General features: G+C 37.8%; 20 protein-coding genes. 2 read left to right on the plus strand and 18 right to left on the minus strand.

The genetic code is table 11. The annotated features are described in order from the left end of the window. Nucleotides 1-32: 32 nt before the first annotated feature. From prmA to hemW, 6 genes are all read right to left on the minus strand, one after another. Nucleotides 33-974 (minus strand): 50S ribosomal protein L11 methyltransferase, encoded by a 942-nt coding sequence (prmA, locus tag AN161_RS15660; protein ID WP_053595270.1) that lies wholly within the window; start codon nucleotides 972-974, stop codon nucleotides 33-35. 21 nt (nucleotides 975-995) lie between these two features. Continuing rightward, nucleotides 996-2,102, minus strand: coding sequence for a molecular chaperone DnaJ (dnaJ, locus tag AN161_RS15665; RefSeq protein WP_053595271.1), 1,107 nt, complete (start codon nucleotides 2,100-2,102; stop codon nucleotides 996-998). A 234-nt stretch (nucleotides 2,103-2,336) separates the two neighbouring features. Next, nucleotides 2,337-4,178 (minus strand): molecular chaperone DnaK, encoded by a 1,842-nt coding sequence (gene dnaK / locus AN161_RS15670; protein WP_053595272.1) that lies wholly within the window; start codon nucleotides 4,176-4,178, stop codon nucleotides 2,337-2,339. A gap of 75 nt (nucleotides 4,179-4,253) precedes the next feature. Beyond that, entirely contained in the window at nucleotides 4,254-4,841 is a 588-nt protein-coding gene (gene grpE, locus AN161_RS15675) for a nucleotide exchange factor GrpE (RefSeq protein WP_053595273.1), read from the minus strand. Between the two features lie 17 nt (nucleotides 4,842-4,858). Beyond that, nucleotides 4,859-5,887, minus strand: a complete 1,029-nt coding sequence (gene hrcA / locus AN161_RS15680; RefSeq protein ID WP_053595274.1) for a heat-inducible transcriptional repressor HrcA — start codon at nucleotides 5,885-5,887, stop codon at nucleotides 4,859-4,861. Between the two features lie 89 nt (nucleotides 5,888-5,976). Next, nucleotides 5,977-7,122, minus strand: coding sequence for a radical SAM family heme chaperone HemW (hemW, locus tag AN161_RS15685; RefSeq protein WP_053595275.1), 1,146 nt, complete (start codon nucleotides 7,120-7,122; stop codon nucleotides 5,977-5,979). Nucleotides 7,123-7,313: 191 nt separating this feature from the next. Here hemW and rpoN point away from each other — a divergent pair, with 191 nt between their 5' ends. Next, nucleotides 7,314-8,582 (plus strand): RNA polymerase factor sigma-54, encoded by a 1,269-nt coding sequence (rpoN, locus tag AN161_RS15690; protein WP_082340136.1) that lies wholly within the window; start codon nucleotides 7,314-7,316, stop codon nucleotides 8,580-8,582. A gap of 166 nt (nucleotides 8,583-8,748) precedes the next feature. Here the strand turns inward: rpoN and AN161_RS31085 are convergent, their stop codons facing one another. From AN161_RS31085 to hutU, 9 genes are all read right to left on the minus strand, one after another. Beyond that, nucleotides 8,749-8,877: a hypothetical protein gene (locus tag AN161_RS31085; RefSeq protein WP_277815955.1), complete on the minus strand. Its 129-nt coding sequence runs from the start codon at nucleotides 8,875-8,877 to the stop codon at nucleotides 8,749-8,751. A gap of 220 nt (nucleotides 8,878-9,097) precedes the next feature. Continuing rightward, on the minus strand, nucleotides 9,098-10,603 hold the full coding sequence (gene hutH / locus AN161_RS15695; RefSeq protein ID WP_053595277.1) for a histidine ammonia-lyase: 1,506 nt from the start codon (nucleotides 10,601-10,603) through the stop codon (nucleotides 9,098-9,100). Between the two features lie 30 nt (nucleotides 10,604-10,633). Continuing rightward, the gene (locus AN161_RS15700) at nucleotides 10,634-11,950 is read right to left on the minus strand and encodes a Na+/H+ antiporter family protein (protein WP_053595278.1); all 1,317 of its coding nucleotides are present in this window, start codon (nucleotides 11,948-11,950) and stop codon (nucleotides 10,634-10,636) included. 20 nt (nucleotides 11,951-11,970) lie between these two features. Continuing rightward, nucleotides 11,971-13,137 (minus strand): hypothetical protein, encoded by a 1,167-nt coding sequence (locus AN161_RS15705; RefSeq protein WP_053595279.1) that lies wholly within the window; start codon nucleotides 13,135-13,137, stop codon nucleotides 11,971-11,973. Beyond that, nucleotides 13,138-14,328 carry an amidohydrolase gene (locus tag AN161_RS15710; RefSeq protein ID WP_053595280.1) on the minus strand — a complete coding sequence of 397 codons (1,191 nt, stop codon included), beginning with the start codon at nucleotides 14,326-14,328 and terminating at the stop codon, nucleotides 13,138-13,140. Between the two features lie 17 nt (nucleotides 14,329-14,345). Continuing rightward, nucleotides 14,346-15,512 (minus strand): M20/M25/M40 family metallo-hydrolase, encoded by a 1,167-nt coding sequence (locus AN161_RS15715; RefSeq protein ID WP_053595281.1) that lies wholly within the window; start codon nucleotides 15,510-15,512, stop codon nucleotides 14,346-14,348. Nucleotides 15,513-15,527: 15 nt separating this feature from the next. Continuing rightward, complete coding sequence (hutI, locus tag AN161_RS15720) at nucleotides 15,528-16,793, minus strand: imidazolonepropionase (RefSeq protein WP_075807264.1); 1,266 nt, start codon at nucleotides 16,791-16,793, stop codon at nucleotides 15,528-15,530. A gap of 13 nt (nucleotides 16,794-16,806) precedes the next feature. Beyond that, a complete protein-coding gene (locus tag AN161_RS15725; RefSeq protein ID WP_053595283.1) occupies nucleotides 16,807-18,159 on the minus strand; it encodes a YjiH family protein in 1,353 nt (450 codons plus the stop codon). A gap of 326 nt (nucleotides 18,160-18,485) precedes the next feature. Next, entirely contained in the window at nucleotides 18,486-20,201 is a 1,716-nt protein-coding gene (gene hutU, locus AN161_RS15730; protein ID WP_053595284.1) for a urocanate hydratase, read from the minus strand. A 286-nt stretch (nucleotides 20,202-20,487) separates the two neighbouring features. Here hutU and AN161_RS15735 point away from each other — a divergent pair, with 286 nt between their 5' ends. Further along, entirely contained in the window at nucleotides 20,488-22,170 is a 1,683-nt protein-coding gene (locus AN161_RS15735; RefSeq protein WP_053595285.1) for a sigma-54-dependent Fis family transcriptional regulator, read from the plus strand. Between the two features lie 183 nt (nucleotides 22,171-22,353). Here AN161_RS15735 and chrA read toward each other — a convergent pair whose 3' ends face one another. The 3 genes from chrA to AN161_RS15750 form a co-directional block, all read right to left on the minus strand. After that, nucleotides 22,354-23,514, minus strand: coding sequence for a chromate efflux transporter (gene chrA / locus AN161_RS15740; RefSeq protein WP_053595286.1), 1,161 nt, complete (start codon nucleotides 23,512-23,514; stop codon nucleotides 22,354-22,356). A gap of 108 nt (nucleotides 23,515-23,622) precedes the next feature. Continuing rightward, on the minus strand, nucleotides 23,623-24,471 hold the full coding sequence (locus AN161_RS15745) for a DUF4179 domain-containing protein (protein ID WP_241774577.1): 849 nt from the start codon (nucleotides 24,469-24,471) through the stop codon (nucleotides 23,623-23,625). A 269-nt stretch (nucleotides 24,472-24,740) separates the two neighbouring features. Next, nucleotides 24,741-25,931 (minus strand): oligoribonuclease, encoded by a 1,191-nt coding sequence (locus tag AN161_RS15750; protein ID WP_053595288.1) that lies wholly within the window; start codon nucleotides 25,929-25,931, stop codon nucleotides 24,741-24,743. Nucleotides 25,932-26,046 lie beyond the last annotated feature (115 nt).

A 26,046-nucleotide genomic window follows, 5' to 3' on the forward strand; every position in this document is an offset into this window, starting at 1 on the left:
TCGGCTCACGATTTGGCGCTTCCTCAGTCAACTTATTGCGGCCGACGGGCAATGATAGCTACCCAATCTTCCATTAGTAGTACTTCTTCAATCACAAAGCCTGAAGCTTCTAGTGCTGCTTTTACATCATCACGTTTCGCGCCGATGATGCCTGAAGTGACATATAATCCACCCGGTTTGACAATTGTAAATGCATCGTCAGTAAAGGACATAATAATTTCTGCTAAAATATTAGCTACAACGACATCAGCTGGTTCCTTTACTGTATCCAGTAGGTTCCCATGGAATACAGATACTTTATCATCTACTTTGTTTAACGCAACATTTTCTTGTGCTGAACGTACAGCTACTTCATCTAAATCAAGTGCATGTACGTTCTTAGCTCCAAGCATTGCTGCACCAATTGAAAGAACACCTGACCCCGTTCCGATATCGATAACTGTATCACCATCTTTTACAACCTTCTCAAGCCCTTGTAAGCACATAACAGTTGTTGGGTGTGTTCCTGTACCAAAGGCCATACCAGGATCTAATTCAATAATCAATTCATCCGTTGATACTGGTACATATTCTTCCCATGTTGGTACAATTGTAAAGCGTTCAGAAATTTTTACAGGATGATAATATTGCTTCCATGCTGTTGCCCAGTCTTCCTCGTTTACTTCCACAATCGATACAACATTTTCACCAATATCGATGTTGAAGTTCGTTAGGTTTGTGATAGCCGCTTTTATTTCTTCGACTGTTTCATTTAAAAAACTAGACTCCGATAAGTAAGCCTTAACAATAACACCATCTTTGGGAAAATCCGCTTCATTTAGCGCATAAATTTCACCATACTGATCTTCACGTGGCTTAGCAAATTCAGCAGAATCCTCAATAACAACACCACTTGCCCCTGCTTCATGCAAAATATTCGAAATTGCTTCTACCGCTTCATTTTTTGTATGAATGGATAATTCTGACCACTTCACGTAGCTCTTCAGCTCCTCTAATTATTCACCTTGGAATTTTTTCTTAATTTTGTCGAACAGTGTACTACCTTGTTCTTCAGGGATATCTCCACTAATTTCAGCAAATTCACGTAATAATTGTTTTTGTCTTTCTGTTAATTTTTCTGGCGTTACAACTTTTACAGTTACATATTGATTCCCTGTGCCATAGCCATGTACGTTTTTGACACCTTTGTCTTTTAAACGGAATTGCGCACCTGATTGTGTTCCCGCTGGAATACGTAATTTTACTTTTCCATGAACAGTCGGAACTTCAATTTCATCACCAAGAGCTGCTTGTGGGAATGTCAGTTTCAGATCGTAATAAATATCATCGCCATCACGCTCAAACTCTTTGTGTCCTTGAACGCGGAACATAATATATAAATCTCCCGCAGGTCCTCCGTTTATACCTGGTTCACCTTGACCAGACACACGAATTTGTTGACCATCATCAACACCTGCTGGAATCGTTACTTTGATTTTTTTATTTTTTTGAACTTTTCCTTCGCCACGACAAGTTGAACATTTTTCTTTAATGATTTTACCTGTACCATGACATGTCGAACAAGTTCGACGATTCATCATACGACCAAATGGTGTATCCACTGCTTGATTTACTTGACCAGCACCTTTACATGTTGAACATGTTTCAGGTTTAGTACCTGTTTTTGCACCTGAACCATGGCAAGTATCACATAATTCATCTTTAGGAATTTCGATTTCTGTTTCTTTCCCGAAAATCGCTTCCTCAAACTTAATATTCATACGATATTGCAGGTCATCACCTTTACGTGGTGCATTCGGGTCTTGCTGACGACCTCCACCACCAAAGAACGAGCTGAAAATATCCTCGAAGCCGCCAAAGCCGCCACCTCCGAAGCCTGCATTTGGATCCTCGTGGCCAAATTGATCATAGCGTGCTTTTTTTTGATCATCACTTAATACTTCATATGCTTCAGCGATTTCTTTGAATTTTTCATCTGCACCTGGCTCTTTATTAAGGTCAGGATGGTATTGCTTTGATAATTTACGGTATGCTTTTTTAATTTCATCTTTTGAAGCCGATTTCGTTAAACCAAGCACCTCGTAATAATCGCGTTTCTCCATGATTCACACTCCGCTCTTTTTGCATAAAATCTATTGTATCACGCAGTTAAAAAAACTGCCTCTATTTTATTATTAAATATTCATTAAAAATGTTGCACATATGTTTTTTCACTTTTCTCGCAGTTAACCTATGCCACTAGACAATTTAATGTGCGAGGTTATACCTAAAAATAAAGAGAAAAGCCAAAGCCGCAAGCGGTCTTTGGCTTCTTCACTTAACTGTGTTACATGCTATTATTTATCGTCTTTTACTTCTTCAAAGTCAGCGTCTACGATACCGTCGTCTTTTTTACCAGCGTCCGCATCAGTACCTGCTTCGCCACCTTGAGCTGCTTGAGCAGCCGCTGCAGCTTGTTCATATACTTTCATTACTAGTGGCTGTAATACACCATCTAGTTTTTCTTTAGCAGATTTAATGCCTTCTAATTCGCCAACTTCAAGCGCTTTTTTCAGTTCATCACGAGCATCTTCAACAGATTTTTTCTCGTCTTCTGTAATTTGTTCGCCTAAGTCAGCAATTGTTTTGTCAACTTGGAACACTAATTGGTCAGCTTCGTTGCGAAGATCTGCTTCTTCTTTACGTTGAGCATCTGCATCGGCATTTGCTTCAGCATCTTTTACCATACGTTCAATATCTTCCTCTGATAAACCAGAATCAGATTGGATAACAATTGTTTGTTCTTTGTTTGTACCAAGATCTTTCGCTTTAACCGATACGATACCATTTTTATCAATATCGAATGTTACTTCGATTTGTGGTACACCACGTGGTGCTGGTGGAATATCTGCTAATTGGAAGCGACCTAGTGTTTTGTTGTCTGCTGCCATTGAACGTTCACCTTGCAGTACGTGAATATCTACTGCTGGTTGGTTGTCAGCTGCAGTTGAGAATACTTGTGATTTAGATGTTGGGATCGTAGTGTTACGGTCAATTAATTTTGTGAATACACCACCCATAGTTTCGATACCTAATGAAAGTGGAGTTACGTCAAGTAGAACTACGTCTTTTACATCACCAGTTAATACGCCACCTTGAACAGCAGCACCCATTGCTACAACTTCGTCAGGGTTTACACCACGGTGTGGCTCTTTAGCAGTTTCTTTACGTACAGCTTCTTGTACAGCTGGAATACGAGTAGAACCACCAACTAAGATTACTTGGTCAATTTCAGATGTTGATAGACCTGCATCAGATAATGCTTGACGTACTGGACCTACTGTACGGTTTACTAATGGTAATGTAATTTCGTCAAATTTTGCACGAGTTAAAGAAATTTCTAAGTGTAATGGACCCGCTTCACCCGCAGTGATGAATGGTAAAGAAATTTGAGTAGATGTTACACCTGATAAGTCTTTTTTCGCTTTTTCAGCTGCATCTTTTAGACGTTGCATAGCCATTTTATCTTGAGAAAGGTCAATGCCGTTTTCTTTTTTGAATTCTGCTACAAGATACTCGATGATAGCGTCGTCGAAATCGTCTCCACCTAGTTTGTTATCACCAGCTGTTGCTAATACTTCAAATACACCGTCACCTAATTCAAGAATAGATACGTCAAACGTACCACCACCAAGGTCAAATACTAATACTTTTTGATCTTGATCTTGTTTATCTAAACCATAAGCAAGTGCAGCAGCTGTTGGTTCGTTGATAATACGCTCTACTTCTAGACCAGCGATTTTACCAGCATCTTTTGTAGCTTGACGTTGCGCGTCGTTGAAGTAAGCAGGTACTGTAATAACTGCTTTTGTTACTTTTTCTCCTAAGTAATCTTCAGCATAGCCTTTTAAGTATTGAAGAATCATTGCAGAAACTTCTTGTGGAGTGTAGTCTTTATCTTCAACTTTCACCTTTTCAGATGTACCCATTTTAGACTTAATAGAAATAATTGTGTTAGGGTTTGTTACTGATTGACGTTTTGCTACTTCACCAACTTGACGTTCGCCATTTTTAAATGCGACAACAGATGGTGTTGTACGGTTTCCTTCTGGGTTTGGAATTACTTTTGGTTCTCCACCTTCAAGTACAGAAACACAAGAGTTTGTTGTTCCTAAGTCAATACCGATAATTTTGCTCATTAAAATTTCCTCCTATTATTTAAACGCTAAGGATGCGTTTCATAACTAAATGTAATTGACTAAATAGTACTATAACTATTCGTTCACTGATACCATTGTTGGGCGTAATACACGATCCTTTAACAGATAGCCTTTTTGAAGCTCGCGTAAGACAACACCCGTCTCTTTTTCACTATCCTGCTCTTGCATGACAGCTTGGTGAACATTTGGATCAAATTGCTCACCCTCAGCTTTAATAATCTGTAAGCCTTCCTTCTCAGTCGCTTCTAACAGAGAACGGTACACCATTTCAATACCTTTTACGATTGAAGCAGCTTCTTCTGAAGTCGACTCAACTTGTAAGGCACGCTCAAAATTATCGATTACAGGCAGTAAATCTGATAGTAAGCTCTGAGCGCGGTACTTTTCAGCTGCCTCACGATCAAGTTGATTGCGACGACGTATATTGTCGACATCAGCTCGTAAGCGTAGATGACGACTTTCCTCGTCGTCAAGCTTTGCTTGTAACTCAGCTAGCTTTGCTTCGTACTGTTCTTCGATTGTTAATTCAACTTCTTGTCCTTTTACTTCTTCTTTAGCTTCTGTTTTTTCTACTGATGCATTTTCAGCTTGTACATTTTTTTCTTCTTGTACAAGGTCTTTGTTTTCAGTTGTTTCCGTCACTTGAATCCTCCTCATTATCAATCACTACGATTCTTCGTAAAGGCCTGTGTTAAATCCATGCGCATTACGTCTAGTAAAGCAACTACACGCTTATAATCCATACGTGTTGGACCAATAATTGCTATAGCTCCTTGCTGATCTTCACCAATAGAATAAGTGGTCGTAATGACACTACAGTTTTCCATTTCCAGCTGTTTATTTTCCGAGCCAATACGAATATGAATGCCCGATTCATTGGGATGGAAGAGCGATTGCACTTGGCTAGTCGTTTCCATTAAGTCCAAAATCATACGGACTTTATTTAAATCGTGGAATTCCGGTTGGTTAAACATATTTGTTTTTCCACCATAGAAAATTTTACTTTCCGAATTATGCATCGTCGCTGTCACGAGAGCGTGAATAAAATCATCCGCCGATCGAACATGCTGCTGTAATACTGCTAGCACTTCAGCTTCGATTTTTTTATGAATATCTTCTAATGACACACCAACTAGGCGATCATTTAAGATATTAACCATTTTCTCTAAATCAGAAGCGATAAAATTAGGAGGTAAACTAAACATGCGATTTTCAACATGGCCGTTATTCGTTACGATAATCGCTACTGCTGTATCGCTAGAGAGTGGCACAATTGAAAATCGTTTAATACGATGTCTTTGAACATCAGGTCCTAAAAGAATCGATGTGTACGATGTCAGCTCTGATAAAATATTGGCTGACTTTCGGATAATATGCTCTACTTCTACTAAACGATCGTTGAAAATGGATTGAATTTGCTGAATGTCCCTTGAATTAATGCCTTGTGGGTTCAACAAATGATCTACATAAAATCTATACCCCTTTTCCGAAGGCACTCGACCAGAGGAAGTGTGCGTTTTTTCTAAGAAGCCTAATTCCTCTAAATCCGCCATTTCATTTCGAATTGTGGCTGGACTAAATGTAATCTCTTGCTTTTTGGAGATTTGGCGAGAACCTACCGGCTGTGCAAACATAATAAAGTCATCTACAATAGCTTGCAATATTTGTAATTGCCGATTTGTTATCATGATTATCACCTCTGTTAGCACTCAACCAAGAGGAGTGCTAATACTATTAATAAGTTATCAAATCCCACATTTTATGTCAACGATATCGCTCAATCTTCTAGTAAAAATTGTTGAAATACTTCATTACCTACAAAACGACCTTTTCGCGTAAGACGAATTCCTATAGGATCATGTTCTAAAAGATCTTCTAAAACTAATTTTTCAATGACATGTCGGTAATGCGCATGCATCGATTCATTAAATTTCCCTTCATATATACTGTGTGTAATTCCTTCCGTTTTACGCAGACCTAAAAACATTTGTTCTTCTCGTTTCTCATTCTCTGTTACAACATGTTCATACACAATTGGTAATTCCCCTGCATTCACTGACTCCATATACTTTTTCAATGGTCCATGATTTGAATAACGCACTCCAGCTAAATATCCATGAGCACCAGCACCAAAGCCTGCATATTCATCGTTTTCCCAGTATATTTTGTTATGACTAGAGCTGAAACCAGCTTGTGCAAAGTTACTAATTTCGTATTGTTGAAGTCCATGTACCTCCATCTGGTTCATCAGCACATCGTACATATCCGCTTCAAGATCTTCAGTTGGTAAATGTAGCTTACCTTTTGTGTATTGATTATAAAAAATCGTTTTTGGCTCCACTATTAGTGAATACGCTGAAAAATGTGGTAAATCAAGCGCTAACGCTTTTTCTAAGGAATCCTTCCATTGTGCCATCGTCTGCCCCGGCAAACCATACATTAAATCTAGACTAATATTTCTGAAACCTATCTTTTTCGCCAAAGCAATTGTTTCATAGACGTGATTGTTGCTATGTGTACGACCAATTTTCTTTAACAACTCTTGATCAAAGGATTGTACACCCATGCTTAAGCGATTTATTCCCCCATCAAACAATGCCTGTAATTTTGCTTCTGACAGCTCGTCCGGATTAGCCTCTGTTGTAAATTCTGTCACACTATCCATCGGAATATACGTACGAATAAGCTCAAGTAGTTTCTCTAATTGTTGAGGCGATAATGCTGTTGGTGTACCGCCGCCAAGAAATATCGTTTCGATTTGTTTAAAACTCTCAGGATATTTTTTTGTAGCAAGCTCCATCTCCTTGCCAAGCATTTCTATATATTCATCAACTGGTTGATTTTTAAAATAAAATTTATTGAAATCACAATAGTTACAAATTTGATGACAAAAAGGAATATGAATGTAAACACCTCGTGCCATAGCTATCCCTTCTTTCACATTAGTCTTTTTCCATTTCCTCATTATAAACAATCGAGGCAGGGAACGCCATGAATCCAACCAGGAAAAATAACTACATCAACACTATTTAGTATTAACACAATTTATCTATTAATTATCTGAAAATTCTCATTTTTATGTTATGCTAATAAAAAGCAATAAATGGAGGGATCATGATGGACATGATTTTAAAGCAACAACAGCAGCAGAAAATGATAATGACACCTCAATTACAGCAATCTATTGAATTACTACAATATACAACACTTGAACTTGAGCAATTTCTGTATGAACAGCAATTAGAGAATCCGTTAATCGACTTTCAACCACCATCATTTCAAGAGCGTATTTTCAGAAATTCTCATTCTTCCTTTCAAACGACAGAGAATGATTTACATACAATAACTGCAAAACCAAACTACCGGGAGGAATTGTTACAACTAGCTTCACTCACTTTTACAGGTGACGATTTACAAATTGTACAGTTTCTAATTGAACATCTAGATAACAAGGGCTATTCCCCACCATACCTTTCTAATGTTGCAGATGACCGACATTATTATGGTATTCAGCTTTTACAACAAATCGGTCCAGCGGGAATTGGTGCGCGTAATTTGCAAGAATGTCTTTTGTTACAAATCGAAGAAAATAATGATGATTTACAGCGGCTTATTCAAAAAGGACTGTACCTACTGGCTGAACGTAAATTTCCTGAATTGATGAAATCTCTTAAACTTTCTAAAGAACAGTTATTAGCACTAATTAATCAGCTTCAGCAACTAACACCAATACCTTGCACTTTGAGCTCAGTAGATGACATCGAGTATGTTACACCAGATATTGTCGTTGTTATCGAAGATGGCGCATTACAATTCAGCTTAAATGATCGCTCACTGCCATCTATTCAACTTCAGGATAGCTATAAAAATATCGCATCTTTACTACCTAAAGTTGAACAAATATATGTAAAACAACAATATAAGCATTATGAATGGCTCGTACATAGCTTACATCGACGCCGTCAAACAATTATTCGTATCATGTCAGTTGTCTTACAGCATCAGCAACAATTTTTTTACCACGGGTTATCTTATTTAAAACCTTTATCTTTAAGGGATGTCGCAACCCAAATCGAGATGCACGAATCAACAGTAAGTCGAGCAATTCGGAATAAAACAATACTGACACCTGTTGGAACATATTTATGGAAGGATTTATTTTCTTCTAAAATTGAAAACACTCAAACAGAGCATTCCCAAACTTCAATTTTAGAAATGATTAAAAACCTAATCATCTTTGAAAATAAACAAAAGCCTTTATCCGATCAAAAGATTGCTGAAACACTAGCTAGCTCCTTTCAAATCCATTTGGCCCGTCGTACCATTAGCAAATATCGAGAAGAGTTAGGAATACCAGCAGCAAGCAAACGAAAGGAATTATGAAAACGATTTTCCTATATAATGGCTCAGTTCCATAACGTGTAGTTGATTTCCGTTCCAACTGGGCGCTTTCCTGGGGGCGTCCGATGAGCCGCTTCACTCGCGTTGCTCGCTCCAGGGTCTCATCTGTGACGCTGATCCCCAAGGAGTCGCCCAGTCTCCACTCCAATCAATCTATATTAATTTCGCCTTGGCGTAATTGTTGCTGTCGCTTCACTTTCGCACAGATAAACAATGCGTCCGGATTTTCATTCAGTAGGTGTTTGGACACCTTTTCAAAAGGGAACCACATCCGCATTCATCTCTCCACCTTCAGAGGTGGGAGTTTTCTACTGATTGAAGATAAATGGCATACTTTTTACCAAATGTCATCCACAACTTTTGGTGATGAGCCTATATTATGAGGCTTTGACTATACTTCCATTTGCGAGAATAACAAGCTTCCAGACTATTTTCTAGGTAGCAAAAAAGTATGCTAGAAGACACCTTCAAGCATACTTTTTCTCTTTTGTCTTGTTTTATTTAACACTTAAAATATCGTTACTACTTAATAAATAATTAGCAAGTGTTTCGATCTCTTCACCAATAGCCTTATCACCTTCTAATGGCGGACAGAATGAACGTACTATTTCTAAAAATTCACGTGTTGTTTGGGCTAAGTGTTGCTCAGCTTTTTCTAAAAAAATCGCTTGAGAAGCAGCAATTAACTCAATGGCAAGCACTCGTGCACTATTATGCACAATTTGTCGTGCTTGTCTCGCCGCAGTTGTTCCCATGCTCACATGATCCTCTTGATTACCTGAAGTCGGAATAGAATCCACACTTGATGGATGGGCAAGGACCTTATTTTCAGAAACGAGCGAAGCTGCGACGTATTGAACAACCATTAATCCACATTCAAGACCTGGATCTGTTGCTAGAAATGGTGATAATCCACTTAATTGCGGATTCACTAGGCGTTCCGTTCTCCGTTCTGAAATATTCGCCCATTCTGCTACACCGACCTTTAAGAAATCCATAGCAAGTGCAATTGGTTGTCCATGAAAATGCCCTCCTGATAATACCTCACCATTTTCTAAAACTATCGGGTTATCTGTTGTGGCATTAGTCTCTGTTTGCAAGCACTGTTCTACATAATTAAAACATTGCCAAGAAGCTCCGTGAACTTGTGGCACACAGCGCAACGAATAGGCATCTTGCATATGTGTTTCTCCTTGTGTTGTTATACGCTCGCTTCCTTCTAACCACTTTCGTATACGTTCACCTACAGATGCTATTTCAGCATGAGGTCGTACTGCTAATAAATCTTCATCAAAGGCTGAAATAATTCCTTTTAATGCCTCCATCGTCAGACATGCTGCCATATCTGCCACATATCCAAGACGTTCGACCTCATTAATTGTAATAATCCCAATACCTGTCATAGCTTGTGTTCCATTAATTAATGCAAGACCCTCTTTAGCTTGTAATCGAACTGCTGTGAGTCCTGCACGAGCTAATGCTTGCTGTCCTGATATGACCTCTCCTTGATACTCTGCCTTACCTTCTCCGACAAGTACTAATGCAATATGTGCCAAGGGTGCTAAATCACCGCTAGCACCAACAGAACCTTGCGATGGCACAAGAGGATGTACATTTTTGTTGATGAACTCAACTAATAATTGAAGTGTCTCTTCGCGAATGCCCGAATAACCTTTTACTAAAGCATTAGCTCGTAAAACCATCATCGTGCGTACAATTGATGTTTCTAATGGTGTGCCCACTCCAACTGCATCAGAGCGTAGCAAATTAAGTTGCAATAGTTCATTATCTTGTTCAGCAATTTGCACATCACTTAGTTTACCGAAGCCCGTATTCACCCCATATATAGCTTGGCCCTCCGCTAATCTTGTTTCAATCCGAGAGCGACTCTCTCTTACTCGATCTAACGCATTCGGTGCTAGTGAAACCTGTGCATGACCTTTAGCAATTCTATCAATTTGTGCTCTAGTTAATGTATAACCATCCAACTGAATGACTTCCATTTAAAAATTTCACCCCTATTTGTTCGATTTCTACAAAACCATTGCTGCTACAATACCAAATATAAATAAAGGAATATTATAATGAATAAATGTTGGTACACATGTATCCCAAATATGGCTGTGTTGTCCATCCGCATTCAAACCAGATGTAGGGCCTAACGTACTATCTGAAGCAGGAGAGCCAGCATCGCCTAGAGCACCCGCAGTTCCAATAAGCGCAGCTGTGGCGAACGGACTAAATCCAACTGCCGCACATAACGGCACAAACACAACAGCTAAAATCGGTATCGTCCCAAATGATGTACCAATCCCCATTGTGACCAGTAAACCGATAAACAATAATAAAGTGGCGGTAATCAGCTTACTTTGTCCTGTCATACCCGTCATTGCTTCTACTAGCTCTGTAATTGCATTAGTTTCTTTTAAAATCGTTGCATAGCCCGATGCAATTAGCATAATAAATGCGATAGCCCCCATCAGCTTCACACCATTCTGTACAACTTCTTCACTGTCTTTAAGGAAGACAACTCGACCAACAAACATAATAATAATCCCTGATAATGCGCCTAAGACAAGCGAACTTAAAGATAATTGGATAACAAGCGCTGCAAATATTGCTATGAGCGCTATCCAACCTTTGCGATCCAATTTTGCCTCTATATTTTCTGTCTTCGGATTCTCGTAATCATGGAGATCATCTTCAAGTTGTTGATATTCTCTAGGCTTTTTATAAGAAATAAATACTGCAATGGCTAAGCCCACAAACATTCCAATTGCCGGAATTGCCATAGCTTTTGGAATTTGACTCTGTACCATCGCCATACCATTTGCTGTCATCTCTTGTGCGATAATACCTTGGAATATTAATCCATATCCGATTGGAATCCATAGGTAGGGCATTTTCAAACCAAATGTTAAGGCAGATGCTAAGGCACGACGATCTATTTTCAATTTATTAAAGAAAAATAATAGTGGCGGTACCAATATTGGAATGAAAGCAATATGTACCGGGATAAGCGTACCTGATAAACACGCAATAATTACCAAAGAGAAGATTAAAATATATCGATTTGGCTTTTCCAATGAAAGAAGTTTTTGAATGAGAATATTAGCCAAACCTGACTGTGCAATTAGAGCGGCAAATATTCCTAACAATAGATAACTCAAAGCAGTTTCTGACTGCCCTCCCATGCCACCTATAAATATAGAAACTGTTTCAGTTAACGATAGATCCGCTACAAGCCCTGCTACGATTGCTGCGATTATTAATGCAAATAAAACATGAACCCCACATAAACTTAAAATAGACAAAACAATAACTGAGATTAAAACAGGATTATCTAACAAATATTTCCCCACCCTCTGTTTTATATTGTTTTGATTAAAATACTTGCAATAATAACGCTTCCCAATGTTACAGTCGTAAATCCTCCTACGAGCATTGGTGTTAAAATTTCATTGAAGATTTTTTTCTGTTCATCATCCGTTTTTCCAATACTTCTACTTACTTCCTCACAGACAATGTAATCGCCTGGGAAGCCAAATGTAGATGTTAATGCTACTGGAATCGCTAAATAATGATCCAATTTAAATAGTTTCGACCCTATAAAACCACCTAAAAGAATACCTAGTACTCCTACAACAAGAATTGTCGCAACCGCAGGCAATTGATCGATAAACATATTAAACGTAATATCATTCATCATTCCTATAACGATGAAAATAATCCCCGCCATTCCGACTGTGAAACTATTTGATTTCTCCATTACTCGCTCAGGGTAGAATTTCACTAAGCGACCAATAACCCCTATTGCTAAAGCCCACAAGCTATAAGGAATACCTGTCACTTTGGCTAAAGCAACCGCAATCGCACCTCCAATAAACAGCATAAACAATAATACTAAGGGCGTTCTGTATTTTTTAGGAATGATTAATTGATCATCTTCCTCTTCAAAACTGGCATTATTGGATGCAACAAAAGAGCCACTATGGATTTTTTCACGAATTTTCACAGCATGTTTCCGTAACAAAAGATTTGCTACAGGAATACCTATAAATGATTGTAAAGCCATTATTAGCGCAGGGATTGTTAGTAAGCTGACAAACCCTAACTCTTTTAATCCTTCTGAAGTAATTAAAACAGCAATAATTCCGCCATTTAAAGGACCAGTTCCAGCAACAGCTGTTTTATAGTCAAAAAGGGAAGTAACAATGGTTAAAATAAAGAGTGTGGCAAAAGACATGCCAAGTATCGCAATAATGACAGCCCTCCATTGCGAGCGAATCATTTTTAACGGTATTAATGTTCCCATGTGAACTAAGATTGGTGCTGTGCCTAATACTGCTCCTACTGTTAAAAATGTCGAATTAGCAAGTAAATCCTTCGGAAAAATCCCTAGCCATAATAAGACTAAATAGCCCATCATTGCTACAAAAAGCATTGGTACTCTAGCATTACTAATAACTGAAATAATTTCTCCCAGTGCGACTAACCCTAGTATGATCATTGCTGCAATAACAGGTTCTTGAAGCATTTATTCCCCCCCTTTAGAATTCATTGTTAAAGCAGTATGCACTAAAACTTTCAAGCCTACTGCTAAAGAATCCTCATCAATTGCAAATTTTGGATGATGATGTGGATAATTTAATGATTCATCCTCAAAAGCTGCACCAATCCCTATGAATACGCCAGGAACTTGCGTCAAAAATGCCGAGAAATCTTCACCGCCCATAATTGGCTCAATGTGTAATAGATATTCCGGCCCAAGATTTTCTCTAACAATATTTTCAATTAATGAAGTCATTTGCTCATCATTTACGACTGAAGAATAACCATAGTTGTACTCAAATTTATAATCAGCACCATGTACTGCAGTGAAATTTTTCACTTGAATTTCAATCTGTTTCGCAATCAATTCTCGGACATCCTGCGAAAATGTTCTTACACTTCCGCCTAAAAACGATCGTTCAGGGATAATATTTTTAGCACTCCCCGCACTGAACTCTGTTACAGCAATAACCGCACGCTCTTTCGCGTCAACCTTTTGTGGTACAATTTGATGTAATAGATTAGTAATTTGTGACCCAATTAAAATAGGATTAATAGAGTCCTGCGGTTGAGAAGAATGTCCACCCTTTCCAACGATTTCGAGATCGAACGTATCAGAATTTGCTGTAATAGGACCTGAACAAATACCTATTTTCCCTGTAGGAAGCATGGAGAATAAATGTAATCCTACGATTTGATCGACACCTTCAATAACCCCAGCTGCTACCATTTCTTTGGCTCCACCTGGAAATACTTCCTCTGCATGCTGAAAAATAAAGCGAATTTCCCCTTGCAGAACATGTTTCAACTCAGATAAAATTTTCGCCGCACCTAGTAGCATTGACGTATGCCCATCATGACCACAGGCGTGCATCACATTCGGTACTTTAGATGCAAATGGTAAATTCGTTTCTTCCTGTATAGGTAAAGCATCCATATCCGCTCTTAAAGCCAAGCACTTTCCAGGTAAATCCCCTTTTAAAATGGCTAAAACGCTAGTCTTTGTCGGTCTAGTAACCTCTAAATTCCCAAAAGACATTAACTGGCTATAGACATAATCAGACGTAGCGTATTCCTTATACGACAATTCAGGATTTTCATGTAAATATCTTCTCCACTGTTGTACTTGCGGAACCATTTTCTCTATTTCTTTTGTAATGTTTAATGTAGTTGACATTTCTATTCCTCCTAAACTTATTGAGATTTATGTCGCTCATACCACTGTTCAATTAGCGCAGCTGTTAATCTACCTGTATTCACTAAGTTTTCAATACTAATATTCTCTCTAAAAGAGTGAATATTCTGAAAACCATTCCCAAGCGTAATACAAGTCAATCCATTTTCATTTAGAACATTCGTATCTGCTCCACCTAATGTTTTTGTTAAATAGGAGGATACTTGAATGTTATCTGTTGCTTTTGTTACTGTTTGAACTAGTATATTTTCCTCAGAAATATTGAACCCCAGATATTTCTCATCAATTCTCACTTCTACAGTTCCTTGGTATTTTTTAGCGGCTACTTCCATCGTCTCCTGCATATGTTTCAATTGAGCCTCTAATTTCTCTTTAGAAAAACTTCTTACCTCTCCTCCTAATGTTACTGAGCCTGGTATAATCGATGTCAGCTCTCCACCATGAATAATGCCTATATTCGCTAGTGTTTCACTATCAATCTCACCTAATTTCATATTTAACAGCCCTTTAGCAGCAATGAGAAAAGCATTTCTTCCCTCTTCAGCGTTTAATGCAATATGTGCTGCGTTTCCATTAATCATGAACCAAATTCTGCTGCTATATGGACCTTGCAAAATAATTTGCCCTACATCACCACTACTATCAAAAATATAGCCTTTTTTACTTTTAATTTTTGGATAATCCATATATTTTGCACCGACTAAGCCTGCTTGTTCATTTACTGTTAATATCAGTTCAATCGGCCCATGTGGAACACCACTTTCAATGATGGCACGCATCGCCTCGATATAGGACGCAAGTGCCGCTCGATCATCAGCCCCTAAAATCGTAGTACCATCCGAGTAAATGACCCCATCCTTTATAATTGGCTTGAGATGCTCCGTCGGTAATACTGTATCCATATGGGTAGAAAAGAAGAGAGGCGGAATAGTGTCATCCGTTCCTTTATGCCAGGCTATTAAGTTACCTACCTCTCCATTAAAATTTGTATGTGCCTCATCAAACGTTAATTGAAAACCTAACTTCGGTAATTCATCCGTTAAAAATGCTGCAACTAAGCTTTCCTTGCCACTTGGACCATTAATTTTTGCCATTTCTAAAAATAACTTTACTAATCTTTCTTCATTCACTTTTTCTGCTGCCTTTGACGTTAACTCAACCTTCATTCGTACCTCTCCCTTCTAAATGAATGTATTCTCCTTTACCCAAGTCCCTTCATTTATCACGACACGACCACGCTTAATAACCGTTTCTACAATATTCGTTCCAAGCTCATATGCTACATGCTTATAGTTTGGTACATCCCATATTTGAATATCTGCAATTTTGCCAATTTCTAACGTTCCGCGATCTGTTAAATTCAATGCTCTAGCGGCTACTTTTGTCGAGGCTTTAATCGCTTCCTCTACTGTAAATTGATAGAGTCGACAAGCCAGGTTGATGACAAAAGACATAGAACTTGTATAGCAAGCTGGACACATATCTGTCGCTAAAGCTATTTGCATACCGCTATCTAACATTTTACGGGCAGCAAAAGGGCGCTTATGAGCAACAGCAAAGTCTAAAGCCGGCATCAATACACCGATGACACCCGCTTCCGCTAATTGTGTCATTAATGATTCTGGTGTGTAATTTAAATGATCAATCGAAACCATCTTCATTCGCACTGCTAAATCTGAACCTCCAATATAGGAATAGGCATCAGCATGGATTTTGGGTAATAATCCGTACGCTAATCCAGCTTGTAAAATACGCTCGGATTCTTGCTCAGTGAAATAGCCTTCGTCACACCAAACATCACAGAATTCCGCTAAGTTGTGTTGTGCTACCTGTGGGATCATGACGTCAACAATTTCATTGATATATTGTTCCTTCGTTAAATGATCCGGAATACCATGTGCTCCTAAAAATGTATTCACAACATCAAGAGGGCTGCTATCGTGTAATTGACGACCTATACGTAAAATTTTTAACTCACTTTCAGGTGTTAAGCCATAGCCGCTTTTACTCTCAACTGTAGTTGTGCCATGTTTAAGCATTGTCATAATACGTTTTTTGGATTGCTCTAAAAGTACATCTTCAGGGGTATCTCGTGTAAGCTCAATCGTACGATTTGGCCCTATTGTCATCGCAATCTTTTTCAGATTTCCCTCTATATTGCCGGATAATTTAGCAGCATACTCCTCGACCCTACTACCATAAAAAACTAAGTGTGTATGCGCATCGACATAGCCTGGAGCAACAACTTTCCCTTCTGCATCAATACTGTTTGTATCATCCATTACATAGCGTTGCTTCAGTTCCTTATCCGAACAAATATCAATAATTCGTTCACCCTCAATAACGATTGCTGTATCAGTCAAAACTTGAAAATCCTGCATCTCATCACCTGTACAAGGCAAAATTTGTGCTGCATTTTTAATAATATAGTCAGGTCTTTTTAGCACACGATCACTCCCTTTACAGTAATAAATAGGCGATTGGTGTAACGATAATTAGGGTTAAAATGCTACGTACAAACCATATTCCAATCATTTTGCCTAAAGAAATCGGAATTTCTGTTGATAAAATACATGGAATAAGTGCCGAGAAAAAGAGAATAGCAGAAATAGATAAAGTACCAACAATAAAACGTGTTTCTATAGCACTCTCAACAGCGACGAGTGATGGTAAAAACATATCGATTAAATTGACGACTGCTGCCTTTGCAACGATTAACGGCTCAGCCATTTGTAATACATACGTTAAAGGTACAAACAAATAAGCTGCATAATCGAAAATAGGTGTGTGATTGACAAGCCATAAACCAATCAGACCAATCGACATAATCGTCGGCAAAATCCCCATAGCCATCACTAAGCCATCTTTAACATTCTCTTTTATGCTTTGCCACAGATTTGGAGCTTTCTCAGCGGTCTGCATTGCTTCCTTCCATGCATGCTGTAAACGATTTTCTTTTACGATTTTCTCCTTATCGCCATCCATATTGTTGTAGTAGTCATTACTAATATTGCGAATTGGCCAAATGCGCACACTAATCGCTGTTACTAAAAACGTCACTAGGAAAGTAACCCAAAAATAAAGATTCCAAATATCCATCAGGTCTAAAGTTTTTGCTACAACAATCATAAATGTTACAGAAACAGTGGAAAACCCTGTAGCAATAATGACAGCCTCTTTTGTGGTGTACTTCCCTTCCTTATAAATACGATTTGTAATTAATAACCCAATTGAATAACTACCGACAAAGGAAGCTACAGCGTCAATGGCAGATCTACCAGGTGTTTTCCAAATTGGTCGCATAATAGGCTGCACTAAAATCCCTATAAATTCTAGTAAGCCATAACCGACAAGCATAGCTAAAAAAATAGCGCCAATCGGAACCAAAACGCCAATCGGAGTAAGGAGCGACTTATACCAATAAGGTCCCATATCTTCAGCCAATAACCAACTCGGTCCAATATTAAAAACAACAAGAACAGAAGCAATAGCACCAATTATTTTCAACGCTGAAATAACCATCTCTACTATCGATTTATTCCAAGTTTTTTGATAAAGAGGATAAATAGCCCCAGCAATAACGATTATCAAAATGTAATAGACAATCACTGATGAAAACTGTGTACGGATAAACGTCACTAAGTGATCAAGTGGTATTGTCTTTTTTCCATTTAACGTAATAGAGATAAAAAACATGAAAATGCCAAATAAGCTAAAGCCAAAAAATTTATAGACCGCTGATTTCGGATAAATATGAGGTACTTTTTCTAGCACATTGTCAAAATCCAAATGCGTTGTTTCAGCTTTTTTCATGTAATGCCTCCTTTTTTATACGAAAAGAGGCCAGATACGTTCATATTGCACCGGCCTCTGATCAATTATGCCTCGGCATAATTGCGTCCGGATTCGGCTTTGTGTTTGCACAAAGAACTCCTTTCCGAATTCCGTGACATCCGCGGGGGCTTTGAGCCAACAAGATGTTGGTCACTCAGTCGTTGCCACAGGACGTGGCGTTCTTAGACTGAGTTCCTCTATTTCAGCAGGTGTTTGGACACCCGCTGAAAAGTAACTTAAATCTGCATTCATCTCACCACCTATAGAGGTAGGAGACTTCTGCTAAAAGTAGTTAATTCATCACTTTACACTTGTTCTTTGACTAAATCTTTAGGGCCAAAGGTTGCTGTTGGCTCCCACCATAATGGGATTTTAATGCTTTCATCCGTTAATTTCCCTTTACCATTCGCTACATCTTTGGCAGTCTCATAGCCCGCCTGAGCATGACGCACAACACCAATTCCTGAATCCACTGTCATCGCTATTTCCAAACGCATATCAGATTCATCTGTACCATCCGCAATCATCGTTACACCTGTATGAACAGCCTCCCCCATTGAATAGTTGGCTTGCAGGGCAATCAAATCGCACATTCCAACTGCATTGAGTAAACCATTCAATACTGGCCAGTCTGAAATTAAATCCCCACCATCCTTCATATTTTCAGATTCAAATGTTGGATTAACGATAGAACCCGAGTCCAAATTATCGCGAGAGAACGCAACAGGGCCACTGAGTTCTCCTCGACGAATCATATCATTGACTTCTAATGCAAACTTTTTACGTTGTCCGAAGCCCATATAACAAATCCGGGCAGGCAAAGCTTCAATTGGAATATGCTCTTTCGCAAGCTTAATCCAGCGTGTTACTAGTAAATCATCACTAAATTTTTCTAAAATCATATCGTCAATTTTACGTAAATCCTCTGGATCTCCTGACATACAAATCCAACGGAATGGTCCACGCCCCTCGCAGAATAGCGGACGTATATATTCTGCTACAAAGCCTGGTAAACGCTTCGCCTCTTTTTCGTCAAATCCAGCGTCAATGCATTCTTTACGAATACTTGTGCCATATTCAAATGAATGCACACCTTTATCGAGGAAGGCAATTAATGCTTTTAACTCGCGAATCATTGTTTGACGCGCTTTTTCTAAGTATTCAAGACGATCTCGATCACGTAGTTCCTCAGCTTCTTTAACCGTATAGCCTGCTGGTAGATAGGCGATCGGGTCATGTGCAGGTGTCATTGATGTCGCGATATCTGGTAAAAATCCAATTTCTAAGGCTTTCTCAAATACATCAGCGGCATTTCCAACTACAGCAATACCAAGCGCTTCACCTGCCGCCGCTTTTTCCTTAGCAAGCGCGATTGCCTCCTCTAATGAATCTACCACTACATCTATAAAGCTCTTTTCAATTCGTCGATTGATAATTTCAATATTGGAGTCACATAAAATTGCAACACCACCATGCATTGTCATTGCACGTGTTTGGTTGCCACCCATCCCCCCAGCACCAGCTGTTAATAAAATTTTTCCAACAAGGGAATCATTATAATGCAACCTCGCGATAGCCGATAATGTTTCAAATGTTCCTTGAATAACACCTTGTGTACCGATATATTCCCAAGGCGCCGCAGTATAGTTGGCATACATCGTTAAATTTTTCTCTTGTAAATCGTAAAATGTTGGCCAATCTGCCTTCATAATATTTGTTGTTGCCATGACAACAGTAGGTGCGTATTTATGTGTTTTAAAGACAGCCACAGGCATCCCTGACTGCACAACTAATGTTTCATTATCTTCTAAATTTTTTAAGGAATCTACAATCGCATGATATGACTCCCAGTTACGAGCTGCTTTACCAATTCCACCGTAAATCACTAGCTCTTCAGGCTTTTCAGCATTTTCCATATTATTTTCTAACATGCGTAAAATTACTTCTTGGCGCCACCCTTTGCATCGCAATGTGTTTCCTCGTTGAGCTTTTACTGAATATAAGATTTCTGGTTTTGTCATTTACAATTCCTCCTTTTTATATCTACACTTTAATAATGCAAATAGCATGCCAACTTTTAAAAATCCTTTAAATATTCTTATGAAAAGTGATAAGGAGAGTGTTTACTTAATGAATTACGAAAATATGGAGAGTCGCTAATTGTAATCACAACCTAAAAATGTGCAGATAAATTTTGCACCCGCTACATTTTCTGTATTTTGCTTCTATTCAGAAAATAATTGTGGTACGCTTTAGGACAAAGCAGAAATTTTTTGCATGCAAAATAACGAGGAAGAGGGTTTTTTTGTGAATGAGGAATTAAGACGCTTTGCAACAAAATTGGGAGCTAATATCATTGCATTAGATAGTTCTTTTCAAGTGAAATGGTGGCATCTCAACGATAGTATCTCATTAGATTTAAAAAATAATATGCCTATAGATGCAATCGCTGACATTGACGTCATGTTATTTCATCATCCACAACAACTATTAACTCAGGAGCAACATTTATCTTTTACTATCGAACCATTCTATTTTACGGAGCAATATTATTTTGTTTTAGTAGATAATTTAGTAGATTTTCAGTACTCAATACAAAATAAAGTTTTTTTATTAGAGGAAATTATAGAGCATTTAGATGAAGGAATTATTGTCAGTAACGAAGATGGAGATATTGTCTATTACAACGAGGCACTTGCTAAAATGGAGGAGCATAACAAGGAAGACATGATTGGAAAGAAGCTTTGGGATGCTTACAATTATCAAGATCGTCGTTTATCGGAGCATAATCATATTTTAAAAACAGCGAAGCCAATCTATACGAAATATCGAGCCCATGCTTATTCGGAAAATGAGCCAAAATTTGTTGGCTATAGCTCTTTCCCTATTCAAAAGGATAATAAAACAATAGGTGTATTTTCTATTACCCATACTGAAACAAGCCTTCGGAATCAATTACGTCAAACGATGAATTCAAAACATGCATCTATGGAATTACCAGTAATTGTAAAAAGAAATAATGGCACTATTTATACATTTCAAGATATAAAAGGGAACAGTCAAGAGCTCCTACAAACTATTGCTGAGGCTAAAAATATTGCGAGTTATAATACTGATACACTTATTATTGGTGAAACAGGCACAGGCAAAGAATTATTTGCACAGAGCATGCATAATTTAAGCCCTCGAGTGGCAAAGCCATTTGTAGCAATAAACTGTGCCGCTATTCCATCCACACTATTAGAAAGTACACTCTTTGGCTCTGTAAAAGGTGCATTCACTGGAGCTACAAATCAAGAAGGGCTTTTTGAATATGCAAAAGATGGCACACTTTTCCTTGATGAAATCAACTCTTTGCCAATGGAACTTCAACCTAAATTAATGCGTGTTTTACAAGAACGAGCAGTTAGACGTGTAGGAAGTAATACACTCATTCCTATAGAATGTACAGTCATTAGTGCATCTAATGAAGATCCTGAGCTACTAACAGCTGGGGGACGAATGCGACTTGATTTATTTTACCGTATCGCACATTCGAGTGTATACATCCCTCCTTTACGTGAGAGACCAAATGATATACTTTTCTTTATCCAACATTTTTTGCATAAAAATGTTCTTAAGTACATGAAAGCAGATATTACAATAAAGCCTGAGCTCTACCAGCTACTTATAGATTATGATTGGCCTGGCAATGTTCGTGAACTAGAACATTTGATTGAAAACCTTGTGATTCAATCAAGCTCAGAAAGTTGGATTATAGAAGATATGCTACCACGCTATTTAAAAAATAAATTATCAATGAAAGCCGTCCCACCTAAAAAACGTCCACTAAAAGCACTTATGCATACAAATGAGGAGCAATTCATCCGCAAAGTTTTAAAGCAGTGTGGCGGAAATATTTCAGCCGCTGCTAAACAATTAAATATTTCTCGTCAATCTCTGCAGTATCATATGAAGAAACTATCCATTCGAAAAGAAGAGTTTATCTAAGCAGCCCATTCATTTCACAAAAAAGAGGCTGGGACAGAACTCATTTATTTAGAAAAATAGCGAAAAGAGATAATAACTTTTCTGCTTCATCAAAGTGAATTTCCCCATTTAAAATCAAAAAAATGTTAGATCAATTATATCTTGGTCTAACATTTTTCTTTTTGTCCCAGCCTCTGTGTGTACTTAATAACAGACAATTCCTACGCAAATGCCAGCTAGCACAAGCAGATAAGGTTGAATTTTCCAACGCATCAAACACCATAAAAAAACAGCTGCAATTACTATGTCTAGCCCATTTTGAATTGTCTGCGTGACAATCGGATGAATAAAAGCTGCAGCTAATATTCCAACAACTGCTGCATTTGTACCAGCCATCGCTCCTCTTAATCCGGCAAATCGGTTAAGTGCTAGCCAAAAAGGCATTGCCCCTACTATCAGTAAAAAAGCCGGTAAAAAAATCGCTACTGTAGCGATGATAGCCCCTGGTACTCCAGCAATGACCATCCCTATATAGGAAGCAAACGTAAATAATGGACCAGGGACTGCCTGTGTCATACCGTAGCCTGCTAAAAAATCTGAAGAACTCATTAATCCACTTTGGACAAACTGTGTCTCTAGTAAAGGCAACACGACATGACCTCCACCAAACACTAATGCACCTGATAGATAAAACTTTTCAATCATCGTAAACCATTCATTTTGAATAAGTGGGCTAGTAACTGGTAAACCAATAAGCAATATAGCAAACAGCACTAAAAAACATACACCTGTCGTTTTTGAAATAGGTACAACCGTTTCTTTTGAGTCATCCTTTTCAATGGTCTTCTTAAAAAATTGATAACCTATGAAAGAAGCAACGATAATAGCAGTTACCTGTGCTAGTGGATGAATCCATAAAAGTACTACTGCTAGTGCCAACAAAGCGATTATAAAATGGCGAATACTAGGGATTAATTTTTTGGACATATCAAAAATAGCTTGTGCGACAATCGCAACTGCCACTAATTTTAAGCCATGAATCCAGCCCATCTCCATTTCTGTCTGTGTAGAAAAATAGGCAAATGCCATAAGCAGCAAAACTGAAGGTAATGTAAATCCAAGAAATGACACAATACTCCCAAATAATCCGCCTCTTAATAAACCAACACCCATCCCTACCTGGCTTGATGCTGGTCCAGGTAAAAATTGACTGAGTGCAACAAGCTGACTGTAGTCATTATCAGATAACCATTTACGCTTTTGAACATATTCATTTTGAAAATACCCCAAATGTGCAGTGGGACCTCCAAAGGATGTACAGCCTAATTTAAAGGAAACTAAAAAAATCTCCCACAACCTTCGCAATTTCTTCAACTACTTTCCATGTCATTTACATTCATATTACATGGGGCAATCATCTCTTTGGATTAAATTATTGTAAAGTTTTTAATAAATTACGATTATCGAGTATATTTATTTTCCTCCAATTTTAACAGCAGAACCAAGCTCACTTCCATTTGCAGCAGTCGGAATTAGCTTATAGCTCTTCCCCGTTAAATATAGTGCATCGAGCCGGACACCCCACTTCGTATAATCTTCATTTAAAGGATAAGCAAAGTCGAAATTCCAGGATTCCCCAGATGCTGATTGGATTTTAAAATGTATCGCTTCATTTAATAAGCTATTCTCGGAATGAAAGTAAATCGTTGTTGATATTGGTGTAGAAACAATCTTTTCTATCGTTATCTCCTGACCATCTAAAAGCTTTACTTTTTTCTCAACAGAGAAGGCCTTTCTATCTTCTTGTAATTGCTTTTGTGAGGCTTCCACTTGAAATTCCCACGGCTCATCAATCTTTTTTTCTCCGTTCCAATCGTTATAGCGAATATCTAAATCTATTATTTCATCCTTTGGTAATTCTCTCAATTTCACACTACTGTAAATTGTATAGGTCTTATCAGAGTGTGCGATGGACTGTCCTCCATTTCTAACCGTGAATTCTTTCCCATTCACAAAAACCTGTGGAAAGAAAAAAATTTGATAATCGACGTTTAAATCCTTTACTGGCTTAAACGTCGCATTCAATAATATTTGATTATCGTCAATTATTATTTCATTTAACGTAAAACGTCCGAGGCTATTTTCAGTAGTTTTACCGACAACTGTTTTGTAGGCTTCAAAATTCAAGTCCTTATTAAATAAAAAATAAAAAACAAGTACACAAGTAGCTATCAATAAAAGCAATACTACAATAAACCAAGTTTTACGTCCTCGATTTCCCTTAGGCTGGCCTTCGACTAGTAGCATTTCATTGGACATCATGTACACCTCATTTTAAGAAAGTATGTATACACAAATGCTTTTTATTTATTGTAGTTTTTAGTTGAACATTATATAACCTCTAACGATGTCAAGGTTTGGCTGATTTCATTATGTATCTAAAGGAATAGTTTATATTCCTTTAATGTTGTTGCAAAACTTGAAGAACAAAATGGTCAAGGAAATATTTATGATTGTTGCAACGCATTAAATTAGAATGACTACTCATGCGTGAAGTGGTTGATCCTCGTTTTGCAGAAGAGCTATATCCCTTACTCTTGATGACGAACCTTTTTGGCCTCTTCCATTAAATAATCTACAAATAACTCATCCTTAACTAACCATGCTTGATAATTTCTCTTTAAAAACCATTCTGCTTCATAAAAGCTTGTAAAGATTTGATCTAACGGAAGTTTATTTTTTTCAATGATCCAATCAAAATCACTTATTGAATATAGAAGAAAAATTTCTTCCTTTAGATTTTTATACAATGTTCCAAAAGAAGAAAATCTTAAATTATAGCGATTTCGTTTCGCATCCTCCGGTATTGGCTCTATATGAAATGTTTGTGCCACATACTGCTCGTAAGCTTCCTCTGTTAAGGAGCAACCAGCTGCTTTTTGATGCCCCCCTCCTCCGAATTCTCCTGCAATTGCCGAAACATCTACGTGATCATGAATCGTACGAAAGGAAATTTTTTTGCCACCCATATTTAATATAGCTATAAAATCAAGATGTACATTTTCTTTTCCTAATTCATTACCGAGTTCTGAATGATAAGATTCTGCATAAACTACGCCTGTAAAGTATTCTCCTATTGCTGTTTGCACTAGTTCCCTTTTTTTTCGGCGAATGTAACGTTCTATTTTCACTTCTTCCATATTTAAAATTTTCTTTTCAAATTCATCAAAGTCAAAATGTTCGCCTGTCTTTAAACGTTCAAGCATTTTTCCCTCAAATTCCTCGATCGACACTAAAAAAAAGAGAGTATTTAGTTGACGCGCTTGCTGATTTTCATTCTTTTCCCATTCCCATGTATCGTACTGTCTAACCAACTCTACAAATTCTGTGATGGAATTCGTTTGTTCTAAAAATCCATTTGTAACAAGATACTGATAGAATAAGTACGTTGCTGATGTTAAATGTCCATTTTCATCTTCTACTAATACCTTACCCCATTCATAATCGTTCAAATGATGAGCTGTTTTATGATGATCAAGCAGTTGAACATTGCCAGTTGCGGAATAGAAATCATTCAATCTCTTTTCATTTTTCTCGTTTGGAGATAAATCGGTAATAAACAAAAATGTATCTTGTTGATTATTATCTAAAAAGTACTCAATCTCGCGGTCAAGCGACGAAATTGAATTGTATCTTACCTTTACTTGGTCATGAAAGGCAAGCTTGGCTAAAATCCCGCAACCTACTCCATCTAAATCGTTGTGTGATAGCAATTTATACATTTTTTCACCTCAACATTAGTATGGTTTATCATTGAAAAAATTATCGGTAATTTTGGAGCAAGAAAAATCTTTATGCAAGTTGAAAGGATTTTGAGAATGTCTCACACTTCATTTC

Origin of the sequence: Lysinibacillus sp. FJAT-14222, from assembly GCF_001278875.1 — a bacterium.
In the GTDB taxonomy this organism is placed as follows: domain Bacteria; phylum Bacillota; class Bacilli; order Bacillales_A; family Planococcaceae; genus Lysinibacillus; species Lysinibacillus agricola.

Coding starts and splice junctions, on each gene's coding strand:
- dnaJ (WP_053595271.1), bottom strand. CDS start 2,102: ATGGAGAAACGCGATTATTACGAGGTGCTTGGTTTAACGAAATCGGCT.
- hutU (WP_053595284.1), bottom strand. CDS start 20,201: ATGACAAAACCAGAAATCTTATATTCAGTAAAAGCTCAACGAGGAAAC.
- hrcA (WP_053595274.1), bottom strand. CDS start 5,887: ATGATAACAAATCGGCAATTACAAATATTGCAAGCTATTGTAGATGAC.
- AN161_RS15715 (WP_053595281.1), bottom strand. CDS start 15,512: ATGAAGGTTGAGTTAACGTCAAAGGCAGCAGAAAAAGTGAATGAAGAA.
- rpoN (WP_082340136.1), top strand. CDS start 7,314: ATGATGGACATGATTTTAAAGCAACAACAGCAGCAGAAAATGATAATG.
- AN161_RS15705 (WP_053595279.1), bottom strand. CDS start 13,137: ATGCTTCAAGAACCTGTTATTGCAGCAATGATCATACTAGGGTTAGTC.
- hemW (WP_053595275.1), bottom strand. CDS start 7,122: ATGGCACGAGGTGTTTACATTCATATTCCTTTTTGTCATCAAATTTGT.
- AN161_RS15745 (WP_241774577.1), bottom strand. CDS start 24,471: ATGATGTCCAATGAAATGCTACTAGTCGAAGGCCAGCCTAAGGGAAAT.
- dnaK (WP_053595272.1), bottom strand. CDS start 4,178: ATGAGCAAAATTATCGGTATTGACTTAGGAACAACAAACTCTTGTGTT.
- AN161_RS15725 (WP_053595283.1), bottom strand. CDS start 18,159: ATGAAAAAAGCTGAAACAACGCATTTGGATTTTGACAATGTGCTAGAA.
- AN161_RS15750 (WP_053595288.1), bottom strand. CDS start 25,931: ATGTATAAATTGCTATCACACAACGATTTAGATGGAGTAGGTTGCGGG.
- AN161_RS15710 (WP_053595280.1), bottom strand. CDS start 14,328: ATGTCAACTACATTAAACATTACAAAAGAAATAGAGAAAATGGTTCCG.
- hutH (WP_053595277.1), bottom strand. CDS start 10,603: ATGGAAGTCATTCAGTTGGATGGTTATACATTAACTAGAGCACAAATT.
- AN161_RS31085 (WP_277815955.1), bottom strand. CDS start 8,877: ATGCGGATGTGGTTCCCTTTTGAAAAGGTGTCCAAACACCTACTGAAT.